Source organism: Pigmentiphaga litoralis (assembly GCF_048632615.1).
GTDB classification, from domain to species: Bacteria; Pseudomonadota; Gammaproteobacteria; order Burkholderiales; family Burkholderiaceae_B; genus Pigmentiphaga; species Pigmentiphaga litoralis_B.
In genome coordinates this window covers 3,642,143-3,655,075 of the sequence record NZ_CP184479.1, presented here as the reverse complement: position 1 = coordinate 3,655,075, position 12,933 = coordinate 3,642,143, and the positions used below count along the sequence as shown (strand labels likewise).

At 59.9% G+C, this 12,933-nt stretch carries 11 protein-coding genes; 5 read left to right on the top strand and 6 right to left on the bottom strand.

All coding sequences use genetic code 11. The features are described from left to right. Positions 1-84: 84 nt before the first annotated feature. Positions 85-684 (bottom strand): prepilin peptidase, encoded by a 600-nt coding sequence (locus tag ACNANG_RS16705; RefSeq protein WP_420223925.1) that lies wholly within the window; start codon positions 682-684, stop codon positions 85-87. A gap of 110 nt (positions 685-794) precedes the next feature. Between ACNANG_RS16705 and ACNANG_RS16700 the strand changes: the two genes are divergently transcribed. Then, complete coding sequence (locus ACNANG_RS16700; RefSeq protein ID WP_420223924.1) at positions 795-1,070, top strand: hypothetical protein; 276 nt, start codon at positions 795-797, stop codon at positions 1,068-1,070. A gap of 73 nt (positions 1,071-1,143) precedes the next feature. On the opposite strand, the gene sugE is transcribed toward ACNANG_RS16700, so the two are convergent. Together sugE and ACNANG_RS16690 are read right to left on the bottom strand one after the other, a co-directional pair. Continuing rightward, positions 1,144-1,461, bottom strand: coding sequence for a quaternary ammonium compound efflux SMR transporter SugE (gene sugE / locus ACNANG_RS16695; RefSeq protein WP_420223923.1), 318 nt, complete (start codon positions 1,459-1,461; stop codon positions 1,144-1,146). 180 nt (positions 1,462-1,641) lie between these two features. Further along, positions 1,642-1,968, bottom strand: coding sequence for a FitA-like ribbon-helix-helix domain-containing protein (locus ACNANG_RS16690; RefSeq protein ID WP_420223922.1), 327 nt, complete (start codon positions 1,966-1,968; stop codon positions 1,642-1,644). Positions 1,969-2,179: 211 nt separating this feature from the next. Here ACNANG_RS16690 and ACNANG_RS16685 point away from each other — a divergent pair, with 211 nt between their 5' ends. The 3 genes from ACNANG_RS16685 to ACNANG_RS16675 are packed head-to-tail and all read left to right on the top strand — an operon-like array spanning position 2,180 to position 4,131. Next, positions 2,180-3,295: an NAD(P)/FAD-dependent oxidoreductase gene (locus ACNANG_RS16685; protein WP_420223921.1), complete on the top strand. Its 1,116-nt coding sequence runs from the start codon at positions 2,180-2,182 to the stop codon at positions 3,293-3,295. A gap of 30 nt (positions 3,296-3,325) precedes the next feature. Next, positions 3,326-3,892, top strand: a complete 567-nt coding sequence (locus ACNANG_RS16680) for a copper resistance protein NlpE N-terminal domain-containing protein (protein ID WP_420223920.1) — start codon at positions 3,326-3,328, stop codon at positions 3,890-3,892. Next, positions 3,889-4,131 (top strand): hypothetical protein, encoded by a 243-nt coding sequence (locus tag ACNANG_RS16675; RefSeq protein WP_420223919.1) that lies wholly within the window; start codon positions 3,889-3,891, stop codon positions 4,129-4,131. The genes ACNANG_RS16680 and ACNANG_RS16675 overlap by 4 nt, the downstream gene beginning before the upstream one ends. 142 nt (positions 4,132-4,273) lie before the next feature. Here ACNANG_RS16675 and ACNANG_RS16670 read toward each other — a convergent pair whose 3' ends face one another. Beyond that, a complete protein-coding gene (locus ACNANG_RS16670) occupies positions 4,274-4,912 on the bottom strand; it encodes a YitT family protein (protein ID WP_420223918.1) in 639 nt (212 codons plus the stop codon). Between the two features lie 73 nt (positions 4,913-4,985). Here ACNANG_RS16670 and ACNANG_RS16665 point away from each other — a divergent pair, with 73 nt between their 5' ends. Next, a complete protein-coding gene (locus tag ACNANG_RS16665; protein ID WP_420223917.1) occupies positions 4,986-7,727 on the top strand; it encodes an AAA family ATPase in 2,742 nt (913 codons plus the stop codon). Positions 7,728-8,556: 829 nt separating this feature from the next. Here the strand turns inward: ACNANG_RS16665 and glpK are convergent. Further along, complete coding sequence (gene glpK / locus ACNANG_RS16660; RefSeq protein WP_420223916.1) at positions 8,557-10,152, bottom strand: glycerol kinase GlpK; 1,596 nt, start codon at positions 10,150-10,152, stop codon at positions 8,557-8,559. Positions 10,153-10,439: 287 nt separating this feature from the next. After that, positions 10,440-12,674: a glycoside hydrolase family 31 protein gene (locus ACNANG_RS16655; protein ID WP_420223915.1), complete on the bottom strand. Its 2,235-nt coding sequence runs from the start codon at positions 12,672-12,674 to the stop codon at positions 10,440-10,442. Positions 12,675-12,933 lie beyond the last annotated feature (259 nt).

Genomic DNA, 12,933 nt, shown 5'->3' with positions numbered 1-12,933 from the left:
GACGAGGTGCCAAGTCAAGCGTGGCTGATTGGTCGCTAGGTTGCTAGGTTGCTTGGTTGCCTCGACGCTACCGAATCGGTCAGGTCACCCGCCCATCAGCCCCCGCCATGCCCCGTCCGACAGCAACACCGCCACCCCGGCCACCGCCAGATACGGCCCGAACGGCAGCGCCTGCCCTCGTTCCGCCCTGCCCGACAGGATCAACCCGCCACCGATGATGACCCCGGCAATCGACGACGCCAGGATCACTACTGGCAACGCCTGCCATCCCATCCAAGCGCCAATCGCCGCCAGCAACTTGAAATCGCCGTAGCCCATGCCCTCCTTACCGGTAAGCAGCTTGAACGCCCAATAGACCGCCCACAAGGCCAAGTAGCCCGCCATGGCGCCGATGACCGCGTCCGAGATAGGCACGAAGAGGCCGAACAGATTCGCCAACAGCCCGCCCCACAGCAAGGGCAGCGTGATGTCGTCGGGAAGGAAGGACGTGTCCGCATCGATGAAGGCCAGCGCCACGCACGCCGCGCAAAACGCCATGCCCGCCAATGCCGCCCCGGTCACGCCAAGCAGCGCCACGCAAGCCGCAAACAACGCGGCGGTCAGCACTTCCACCGCCGGGTAGCGCCATGAAATCGCCGTACCGCAGTCGTGGCACTTGCCCCGCAGCAGCAGCCAGCTGACCACCGGAATGTTCCGGTACCAGGCGATCGGGTGCTTGCAGGCCGGGCAATGCGACGGGGGTGGGACAGGTTGAAGCGGGCCGGCCGAGGCGTGACCCGGTCAGTGATCGCTTCTTGACCCTGGTCGTCGCCCGGGTGAGCGCTGGGATCGCGCGTTGCAGGGAGTACCTGCCCTTCGCCGCTGGCAGCGATCAGCTCCCAACACTGCGCCTCCCATTCCCGCTGCATCATCACCGGCAAGCGGGCGATCACAACGTTGAGAAAGCTGCCGATGATCAAGCCAAACACAGCCGCCAGGACCAAGGCGACGCCGGGGGACGCGGACAGCAGTTGCAGGAATTCCATGGACTCATCGACAAGACGCCGGCAACCGGCACATCGAGAGAGTAACCGCGCAAGGCGCCGCCGGGGAGCGTGGCTGGGAGGGCATCAGGACAGAGACGTCCTACCCCGGCACCCCGGCTCAAGGCGTCGCCAGCTTCATCAACACGATCCCCGCGACGATCAACCCCGCCGCCGCCAACCGCATGGCGCTGACATGCTCGCCCAGCACCATGATGCCCACCACGAACGCCCCGACGGCCCCAATCCCGGTCCAGATCATGTACGCCGTGCCGAGCGGCAACGAACGCATGGCGAACGACAGCAAGACGAAGCTGGCGGTCATGGTGGCAAGGGTGATGAGGGTGGGGTAAAGGCGGGTGAAACCGTCGGACTGCTTCATGGAAAAGGCCCAGACGACCTCGAGCAGACCTGCAATCACCAGATAAATCCAGGGCATGACGACCCTCCTGAAAGGGCCGGGCCGTCCCGGACTTGATAACCCACGGGGAGTGGGGAGGACGTTGCCTCTGGGTGAGCGGCGATTATAGCAACGGGGCCCACATCGGCAAGCGAGCCAAGCGGCAACGCGTGGGCCTCCACATCCATGCGATCACGCGAGCATCAGGGTACGGCTTCATCACCTCGGAGGCGACGTTGGTGTCGAGGACGATACATAAAGGGCCGCCTGCTCTGCGCGAAGTTGCGCCAACACAGCGTCGAGTGCCTCGAAGTCCTCGTTGGTTAGCCCCATCGCACGGGACATTTCGGACATCGATGTCCACGGGAACGGGAGCGGCCCGGTTTCGTCCGTGTGCTGCAACTTCGGCACGGTGATGTCGGTGGCGATCGTGCGCTCCAATATGGCCCGGACTTCGGCGTCGATGCTTCTTCCGTGCGCCAAAGCGCGAGTCCGCAGTGCGCAGTACAGCGGATCCGGTAAATTTTTGACTTTCAGCGATGGCATGATCGTTCTCCAGAACGGGGTCTGGTTGATTCGGATACCCAGGCATTGCAGCGTTCCATGGAGCTGTTTTGGTCCCGGTATCCTCCCACTACCACCGCCCATGATGGGGTAGGACGTCAACGTTGCTCCATCCGTAGAAGCCACATTCCGCCCCGAGATGTAATACTTCTGCCATCGCAAGCCTGCGGAATTGCGCAGAAGGAACAAGACAGTGTCAGAACACGTAGACGTAGTAGTAATCGGTGCCGGCGTTGTCGGCTTGGCAGTTGCTCGGGCCTTGGCGCTTGTGGGCCGGGACGTGCTGGTCCTGGAAGCGGAACGCGGCATTGGCACCGGTGTCAGCGCACGCAACAGCGAAGTGATCCACGGCGGCCTGTATTACCCGCCTGGGTCGCTCAAGGCCAAATTCTGCGTCGAAGGCAACCGCATGCTCTACGCCTATTGCGCCGAACGCGGCATTGGCCATGAACGGTGCGGCAAGCTGGTCGTGGCGGCCCATACCGACCAGATCCCTAAGCTGGAGCAGTTGCAGCGCACCGGCACGACCAATGGCATGACCGACCTGCGCATGCTGACCGGCGAAGAAGCCATGGCGATGGAGCCTGAGCTGACCTGCGCGGCGGCGCTGCACAGCCCCAGCTCGGGCATTGTCGACACCCACGCGTTGATGCTGTCGCTGCAGGGCGACGCCGAAAACGCCGGGGCCATGGTCGTGTTTGGCAGTCCGGTGATCGGTGGCAAGGTGACGGACGACGGCATTCTGCTCGAGACGGGTGGCGATGAGCCGATGACCCTGCTGGCCAAGCTGGTCGTGAACAGCGCAAGCCTGCACGCGCAGGATCTGGCGCACAAGATTGACGGGTTTCCGCCAGCGCACATCCCGCCATCGCACTATGCCAAGGGCAATTACTTTTCCATCTCTGGCCGGGCGCCATTCTCGCGACTGATCTATCCGGTGCCGGAAGCCGCCGGGTTGGGCGTGCACCTGACAATCGATATGGGACATCAGGCGCGGTTTGGCCCGGACGTGGAATGGGTGGAGACGCTGGACTACGAGGTCGATCCGCAGCGTGCCGACAGTTTCTATGCGGCGATCCGTACGTATTGGCCGGCGCTGAAGGACGGCGCGTTGCAGCCGGCGTACTCCGGCATCCGGCCGAAGATCCAGGCGCCTGGCGAGCCGGCGGTGGATTTCATGATTACCGGTCCAGCCGACCATGGCGTGCCGGGGATCATTCATCTGTTCGGGATCGAGTCGCCCGGATTGACGTCGTGCATGGCCATTGGTGACCATGTTGCCGGGATGGTCGGGGACAACACAAGGTAGACTTCGTCTATGCATGCGCCGGAGCACCTGATGCCTTACCCCACCCCTTCTTCGTCTTTCCTGTCACGCCTGCCGCTGGCGCTTGGCGCCCTCGCCGTGGCGGCCACCCTGGCCGGTTGCGCCATTACTCTGCCTGACAGCAAGATTCCCCAGACCGCGGAAGCCCAGGCTGCCGTGCCGCCTCCACCGGGCGACGTGCTGGCCACCGCACAGCGTTTGAGCCAGTCGAATCCGATTCGTGAGGCGCAGACCTATCGCGGCGTGATTCCCTGCGCCGACTGCACGGGTCAGCGCGTGACCTTGACGCTGCTGCCCGACTGGACGTGGCGCATGCGCCGTACGTACTTCGGCACGCGTGACGGCAAGGACCAGACCTTCATCAGCACCGGACGGTGGGAACGATCGCTCGACAATCTGCGCCAGATCCGCGTGATCGGCGATCGCAACGATACGGCAACGTACGAAGTCACCCAGAACAGCGCGTTGCGCCTGGTGGATCAGGACGGCGAGCCCGCGCGGTCGGCGCTGAATTATTCGCTGACGCAGCAGTTCGATTCCGACCTGATCACCGAGCCGTTCGCGATGCGGGGCGTGTGACGTCCACCGAGGGCAAGACCACCATCGCCCTGTGCGGAACGGGCAAGACCTATCCGGTGGCGTCCACCGGCCAGGGCCAGGCCTTGGCCGATGCGTACAGCAAGCTGCGCGTGGCGCCCGGCACCTCGGTGCTGATGTGGGTGGATGGCCGTATCGTGTCATCCGGTCAACCGCCCGTTGAGCAGGTGGAAGTGCAGAACCTGTCGCGCGGGACGCTGAACAGTCCTTGCGAGGGTTGACCATAACGCGCTGATCGTGACACGTTTTTCGTGACGTGAAGCGGCACGCGTGATCGCCGGATCGAAAAGGAATGCCCGCGGAAGTCATGTCGACGCCGCGGGCATTTTTATTTCTGGTAGCCGGACGCAGCCGTGCAAGCGATCACGAACCGACGTATCGTCCCGGCTTGTGGTTGAAGGTCAAGATCAGGTTGAGCACGACGGCGCTCAGCACTGACCAGCCGACCTTGATGGGGTCGAGCGTGAGCAGGGCCAGCAGCACGATCACGCAATCGATGGACATCTGCGTCTTGCCCACCGACCAGCCATAACGATCCTGCAGATACAAGGCCAGGATGCCCACGCCGCCCAGACTGGCTTTGTGGCGGAACAGGATCAGGAAGCCTGTGCCGAGCAGGGTACCCGCCATGATGCTGGCGTAAGCGGGGTGCACCGCTTCCAGGGTCAGGAAGTGCGGCCGCAGGTCCGTCAGCACCGACAGCAGCGCCACGGCAATGAAGGTCTTGATCGTAAAGCGCCATCCCATGCACCTTAGCGCCAGCCAGTAGAACGGCAGGTTCAGGACAAAGAAGGCCTGGCCGAAGGTGAAGCCGGTCAGATAGGTGACCAGGAAGGCCAACCCCGAGATGCCGCCGGTGAGCAGCCCTGCGCTGACGTAGAACGTGACGCCAAGTGAGATGAGCAGGGTGCCGACGACCAATGCCACGGCGTCTTCGAACGTGCGGTGGCGGTGGAGGTCGGCGGATTTGATTGATGAAGGACTGTCGGGAGTAAGTGGCACGAAGAAAGCTGCACGAGTTGAGGGGCGAGCAAACGGTTCGTAGGATAAAGCAAGAGTCGTACGGACCTGCGGTGTGTTGCACCTCTTGGCTTCGTGCGTCACTTCGCCGCACGACTCAGATAGCTATTCAACTATCTGCATAAGCATCAACGAGGATCTGGATGCGAGCTGCCAGATAGATCGGCAGGACGCGATAGCGATTCACCGTTACGGTAAAGAAGGTCCCTGCCATCTCGCCGAGCCCATTAGCGCCAGTTTCCCACTGACCGCGCCCGCAGCTGTTCGCGACCGTGACGGTCAACTTTCCATCAAGGCCGCCACTTCATTCAGTCGTTACCAACAAAGCCTTACTCGCTACAATACGATTCGGGTTGATCACGAGAGAAAAATAATGATATCTGAAGGTCTCTTGCAGGGCGATCGCATCTCCCGCGCAATCAGAGCATCAGCAACGAGTTCGGGATATTCTGCAACTGATTTGGAGGAAGTTTTTTATTTATTGGCGGCCGCTTCCTTTCTTAGGCATGGAACTCGACTGCCAACCGCACTCTCCTCAACGCAGACCATCGAATTTAACCAAGCGGTCGACCAACTACTTGGAGCGCAAGTGATGGTCAATGTGATAGATGCATTCGAAAAGTTAATGAGTCTATTAGAACGCATTTGCCAGACACGGGTTCACCATCCTTGGTCCGATAAGAAGATGCTTGCAATCACTATCGAACAAGCAGCATATCTTATTGAAAGTCAAATTTCATCTTTGGAACCTGATGTTGTGCCCAGTGCCTTAGACACCATTTTCTATAGATTAATTGCTAGGCATCTTTTTACTAACGTGAAGCACGACTCCATAGTTGCAGCTTGTGCTGGCAGGGCCGCTGGTGCTTTCGATAAATACGTCGAATGGGAGCCTACGACTGGAGACTATTTAATTGACGCAAGTCACACCGAAGCGCAGAGTGCTTCCTTTATTCTGTCAGATTTACAGTCTGGACTTGCACTACCGCCTTGGCCGAGTCTTTTTCGAAACCTAAGATTGCTAACTCATGGCATCGATACAAATTTGTCGGGCTCGTTCAGTTCGGACGCCTTGACAGTTCTCGACCTCAGCAACAGGCTGCTCAAGTTATCTAGGGTTGTAGTAAACAACAACATAACATACGCAAAGCCGCTTGAGCTCCTAACTACGCATCTTGGACATAACCACCGCCCGACGATCGTCGTTATTGGAGGAAAGGACAGGCTGTCGCCTGCCAATACCAAGAATCTCCGACGTGAGCTTGCCGAGGAACATGAGCTCAGGGCCATCATTGATTTACATTCGTTTACAGGCAACCGGCGGACGACCATAACCCTTTGGTATTTCGGGCCTCAATTTCCATGGGTTGGCGACAAGATACTAGCACTCGATGCTCGTGCCCTCTGTAGAAACAGTCGTTTAGACGAAATGACTTCCTGCGCCGCGTTGATTGGTACGCTATTAAAATGTTGGATAACTGGAAGCGGTATTCGAAGAAGCGAATTAGTAGCATCCGGAGCTTCAGCGCGAGCAATTGCCTTTGTAGAAAAGGGAATCGAGCGCAATGAACACGATGTTCCGGGCTTGCTTAGATTTGTAGAGCAGGATGAACTTGCTCACAGCGAGTACCACTTAAGTGCCGGACCATATGTGCGGCATGCGAAACCGGCGTGGGAGTCGCAAGTCGAAATTGAACCTGTCATTAATCTGCTAAACGAACAAGGCAGTTGCCGCTGCGTCTACATAATCGGCAACAATGGATCTGGCAAAAGTTTGGCGCTGCGCGACGCGGCAACAGCGCTTGCACAAAATGAGTTGCGCTCTACGGGAATCGCCTTTAGCTTTTACGACCGATTCAATCGTTTATCGGCAATCGAACCAACGAGGTCGTTTTTTACTTACGCCGGCACTACAAGTCTTAGAGGGCTTCCGAACTATAAACGGTGGATGAGCGATCTTGCAGAGAAGGTAAAAAGCATCTATCGCGATTCGGTCAAAACGGGTTGTTTCGAGCACTCACTTTCTGTTCTTGGATTTCGACTTCGACAATTCTTGGTACCATTGAATATGGATTCAACTGTCGAAGGATTGGATGATGTTTTGGCAGACATTTACCCAATTTCCTCTGAGCATTCCGCTAACTTGAACGACAGAGCTATTATTGATAGCTTAGACAAGGAAGCGTATAAGCTGGCCTTTATGCGTGCTGACTCGCAGGAAATAATCATCTTCGACGCATTAAGTTCAGGGGAGCAGCAGATTTTGACAATGATTATTAAAGCTGTTGCGCTCGCCAGTGCCGGAACCGTCGTACTCATCGATGAGCCGGAGATTAGCTTACACGTCGCGTGGCAACGAAGACTGCCGGAAGTTTTTCATGCATTATCGGTCGCGCTCGATTGCAAGTTCGTTATAGCTACCCATTCGCCCGTTCTAATCGCCTCCGCCAATAACGACGAAGATTTTTGTTTTCTTATGCGAAACAAACTTCTCACCCTGTTGCTCCCCGAACAGAGGCGATCCGTAGAGTCAAGTTTATTTGAGGGGTTCGAAACGCACACTCCTAACACCCATCACATCCAAGAGCGTTGCGCGGAGATCGTCTCAAAACTCATCGCCGAGACGAGCAATGACGGGGCTGGAATGGCTTTCGAACAGGAGTGTATAAGCCAGCTAAAGGAATTGAAGCTCAAACTAGAACAAAATCAAAGCGTCGATGCTGCCAGAGACATCAGCTTGGTCAGCACAGCAATGGCCGCTATCGACGGACTTACCACGGACGACCCTGGTGCTTAACAGTCAACTTAGAACTCGCCTTCGAAGCGAACTAGTCGCTTACCTACTTCGTCCCCATCGAGTAAAGAAGCACCGTGAGAACGTCAGGTTGAGGCTCAGAGATTTGTATCGGCAAGCTAGTCGTACGCGTGTGGACGGTTGGAAGCTAATTGAAGAACTATCCGCTGCGGATGGCTTTACAAGCCGCGAACTAAAAGCGGCTTTGCGAGACCAGTTGATTAAGCACCAGGCGTCCAGGTGCTGTTACTGCCAACGCTGGTTGGTAAATTCTGCTTATGCTAGGCCTATCGATCATATACTTCCTCGTTCTGCATTCAAACAGTTCTCGTTGCACTTTTGGAATCTTGCTGTTGCCTGCACAGACTGCAATAGTATAAAGAAAGACACCGTCTGGGGGACCATTGATCTGCTGAGTAAAAAATATCCACGCGCAACATCCATAGTCGATTGGTACCACCCAAGATTTCATACGTACGATGAACATGTGCGTTTTGTTCGCATAGAATCGAACGGAGTAGCAGTAGTTATTTTTCTAGGCATTTCGCAACAAGGCAAACACCTCTGCGATGCACTTTTAAGAAAAATCGCCGCGCGAGAGATACTAATAAAGAACAACCCCATACTTACCGATTGCATGGCAGCCCTAGACGAAAACATAGATAAATTATCCGATTCACGATCTAAAAAAATCAGAGATTTCCAGAATGAGCTTACGGAATCATTAGATCGACTAACGCAGCGCTGACTTCGGCTTGATTGAAAAGCTGGAGATACACTTAAAAGTGAGCAGCGCGAGACTCTTATCTAGGTTTACGGCGCAATGATTATTTCAGCATCTAGCCCACCCGCGCGCATGCGCGACCGCCTGCCGCCACCGCGCCATCTTCCTTGCCCTGTCCTCTTCCGACATGGCAGGCTTGAACCTTCGCTCCGCGCGCCAGTTGGCCTGCACTTCTTCCTTGCTGGACCAGAAGCCGACGGCCAGGCCGGCGAGGTAGGCGGCGCCCAAGGCTGTCGTTTCCGTGACGCGGGGACGCACGACGTCCACGCCCAGCAGATCCGCCTGGAATTGCATCAGCAGATTGTTGTGCGACGCGCCGCCGTCGACGCGCAGTTCCTGCAGGTCGATGCCGCTGTCTTTCTGCATGGCGTCGAGCAGTTCGGCGGTCTGGAAGGCAATGGCTTCGACGGCGGCGCGGGCGATGTGGGCTTTGGTGGTGCCGCGGGTCATGCCGACAATGGCGCCGCGGGCGTAGGGGTCCCAGTAGGGGGCGCCGAGGCCGGTGAAGGCGGGGACGAGGAACACGTCGCCGGTGTCCGGGACGCTGGTGGCCAGGGCTTCGACTTCGGGAGAGCTGTCGATGATGCCGAGGCCGTCGCGCAGCCACTGCACGGTGGCGCCGGCCATGAAGATGCTGCCTTCGAGCATGAAGTCGATGTCGACTGGGGAAGCCGGCGCGCCTGCATTGACCGCCGGATCAGACGCGTCAGCACGCACAGCGCTAGGCGCGGCTATGGCTGGGGTCGGCGCGCCAGTAGAAGCCGCCTTCTTTAACCCCCACCCTACCGTGGACAACAGATTGTTGTGAGACACAACCGGTGCCTTGCCCACGTTCATCAGCATGAAGCAGCCGGTGCCATAGGTGTTCTTGGCCATGCCGGGCGTCAGGCACGCCTGGCCGAACGTGGCCGCGTGCTGGTCGCCGGCGACACCGGCGATGGGCACGGCGCCGCCCAGCAGCTCCGGCAGGGTCTGGCCCACCACGCCGCTACTTGGCGCAATCGATGGCAGCAGCGATCGCGGAATCCTCAACATCTCGAGCAACGCATCGCACCAGACCCGGGTATGCAGATCGAACAGCATGGTGCGGGCTGCGTTGCCGTAGTCGGTGCTGTGCACCGCGCCGCCGGTCAGATTCCAGACCAGCCAGCTGTCGACGGTGCCGAAGGCGAGTTCGCCGCGTTCGGCGCGGTCGCGAGCGCCGGGAATATTGTCCAGCAGCCAGGCCAGTTTGGTGGCGGAGAAGTAGGCGTCGACGACCAGCCCGGTGCGGGCCTGGATGAAGTCGCCGTGGCCGGCTTCGCGCAGGGCGTCGCAGGCGGCGGCGGTGCGGCGGTCTTGCCAGACGATGGCGCGGCCGACGGGGTCGCCCGTGGCGCGGTCCCACAGCACGGTGGTTTCACGCTGGTTGGTGATGCCGATCGCGGCGATGTCGGCGGCAGCCACGCCGGCGTTGCGCATGGCGCGGCGGGCGACGGCCAGCTGGCTGGTCCAGATTTCGGTGGCGTCGTGTTCGACCCAGCCGGGGTGCGGATAGTGTTGGGTGAACTCTTGTTGCCCCAGTCCGCGGATGGCGCCGGCGTGGTCGAACACGATGGCGCGTGAACTGGTGGTGCCCTGGTCGAATGCCAGTATGTAGCGCATGCCGTCTCCTTGCCGTGTCGACGTATCGTTTCGGCGATCTTACCTAGACAGACAGCCGTTGGCGCGGCAGGTTACTGACCGATAAGCCAATATGACGTGGCCGGACGCAAACAGCCTGAGCCGAGACAAGCAAAGACGACTTTTCCGAACGACTTGGCCAGCAATCTGCCCGGCACGAAATGCAGGGATAGTGTGTCGATTGGGCAAAAAAATGCCGTGGCGCGTAAAGAGAGCGACCACGGCATTTTTCCAGGCAACCGACAGATGCCGGTGCGCTATTCAACCCTTCAACGCGCCCGCGATATCCGGACTTCCGCGCCCCGGCGCTTCACTTCCAGCCCTTCGGACGGCAGGATCTTCAGGCCTTCCAGCCCCTTGGCATAGCTCGATCCCTGCATCTGCATGACACGGATCTTGTTGCGCATGACAACGGGATTGTGGACGGGCATGCCGAACAGCCAGACTTCGTCAAGGATGCGTGCGGAGTTGTATTCGCCCGTGTGGTGCGCCGTTGGTCCGAGGCACAGCATGTGACCTTCCCGACCAAAGACTGGCAGGCGATCCGTGTCGCATTCGAAGGTCCACGTCGTGCCGCCTTCGTAGCGCCAGCCGGTGTTCAGGTCCCACCACGCATCGCCCTTGGGCAGGTAGACGCGCATTTCCTTGCCGGGCTGGACGGCTGGCACGACCAGCAGGGCCGGGCCGAGCAGGTATTGCAGTTCGTGGTAGTGCGCTTCGGTATCGTCGGGGAAGGCCAGCGCCATGGACCGCTGCACGGGCAGGCCGGTACGCGCCGCGTCTTCGATCGCGCCCAGCACGTAGGGGATCAGACGATAGCGGAACTGCATCCAGGTCTGCGCCTGTTGCAGCACGTCATCGCCAAACGCCCAGGGCAACAGGCCAGGCGTGCCGTGGAAACGGAAGTGCGAGCTGAATACCCCCGCCGCCAGCCAGCGCAGGTAGAGTTCCGGCGTCATGGTGTCGAGCGGGTGTTCCTGCGAGCCGATGTCGTGCGCATGGGACGGCAGGCCGCTCATGCCGACGGTCAGGGCCGCGCGGATCGATTCGGCCAGGCCTTCCCAGGTGTTCGGCACGTCGGTGGACGCCTGCAGCGGCACGCGCTGGCCGGTCGGGAAGACGTCGTGGCTCCAGACCACGCCTTCGGCCGGCGTCTTGTTCCAGGACGCCGCCTCGAACAGACATCGTTTGGCCAGCATGGGGTACACGGTGCGCAGGCGCGCGCCGGTATCGCCGTTGCGGGCGGTGACGTCGTCGGGGATGTCGATTTCGACATCGCACGCGATCGCGTCCACGCCTTCATCCAGGATGGCGCGGTGCTTGTCGCGCCAGAACGTCCAGACATCCTTGTGCGTCAGGTCCAGCAGGCCGAATTCCAGGCCATGGGTGGCCGGGACGCCGGCAAACACCTGGGCGTTGCCGTTGTCGTTGGTCAGCAGCCAGCCCTTGTCTTCCAGCTCGGCAAACATGGGGCTTTGCGTGGTGACACCCGGGAAACCAGGCGCGCAGACACGGGCGTCGACTGCCTTGAACGCGGCCAGTGTCTGGCGCGGATCCGGAAAGCGGGTGGCGTCCCATTCGAACGCCAGCTTGGCCTTGATTTCCCAGCCCGCGGGGGTATCGAGGGACACGACGTCGAAGCCGATGCCACGGGCACGCATCTGCGCCGCCACTTCCGCCACTTCGGCCGGGCTTGCGCCCTTGGCCTGATGCAGCCAGGTGCCCATGCTCCACAGGGTGGGCTGGCCGGCGCGGCCGGTGATCTGGGTGTACTGGTTGAGGATTTCAACCGGTTCGCCCACGAACAGGAACAGGTCGAGCTGACCGTCTTCGATGGCCAGGACATAGTTGTCGGGGCTGAGTTCGTCGGTACCAAGGTGGTGGACCACGCGTTCAACGGTGTTGACGTACACACCCCAGCCGCGCGGGCTCCAGCACAGCGGCAAGGCGCGCGCGACGGGGTCGTCGGTCACCACGGTTTCACAGCGGCGGTCCAGCGCAACAGTGCTTTCGCCCAGGCCGTACAGGGCCTCGTGGGGGTCCAGCGTGAACGCCAGGGCAAAGGCGCCCGGGCGATCGCCGTCGGCCGCCTGCATGCCCAGCGTGGTCAGCGCCGGATCCGGCGACGACACCAGCACCGGCACGTCTTTGCGATATAGCGTGAATCGCAGCGGCTGCGTGGCGATTTCGAGCGCATGTTCGCCCTGCAGGATCTTGAACCCGGGGCGGCCATCGACCGTGACCTCTTCAAGCGTGCCTTCGCCGATCGCTTCGGCGCGCGCCAGCAGGTCGTGCAGCGCGGCCGCGCGCGTGGCCATGCCCGTGCCGGGCTGGCCCGTGGCCGCCGGTCCGCCGATGCACACGCGGAACACGCCCGGCGCGTGCGCTTCGATCAGGAGCGCCTGGCCCCCGTCGGTGGTAAACGAAAAGGCGACCGGGTTGGACGTTTGAAGAGAAAGGGATTCCAGACGCTGGTAGCGGGAGGAGTCGAATTGAAGTGGCACAGGTTCCCTCGATCGCTTTCGGCAGCTTGGCTCACGAGCACCCGCGCGCAGTCGCTTCAACGTCCGGATCGAACCGGACAGGACGCACGCCGACATTCATTTTGCCAAAACCTCTATTTTGACGGATTCGGAGTGTCAAATAAACCTCTGGTGACACCCTGCGCCCCGCCCACGCGTCCCGCCACACTATGCGCCACGGAAAAAAACACCGCAATCGCACCATTTGAGCGAGATCCAACCGCTATTTTCCCATGATTCA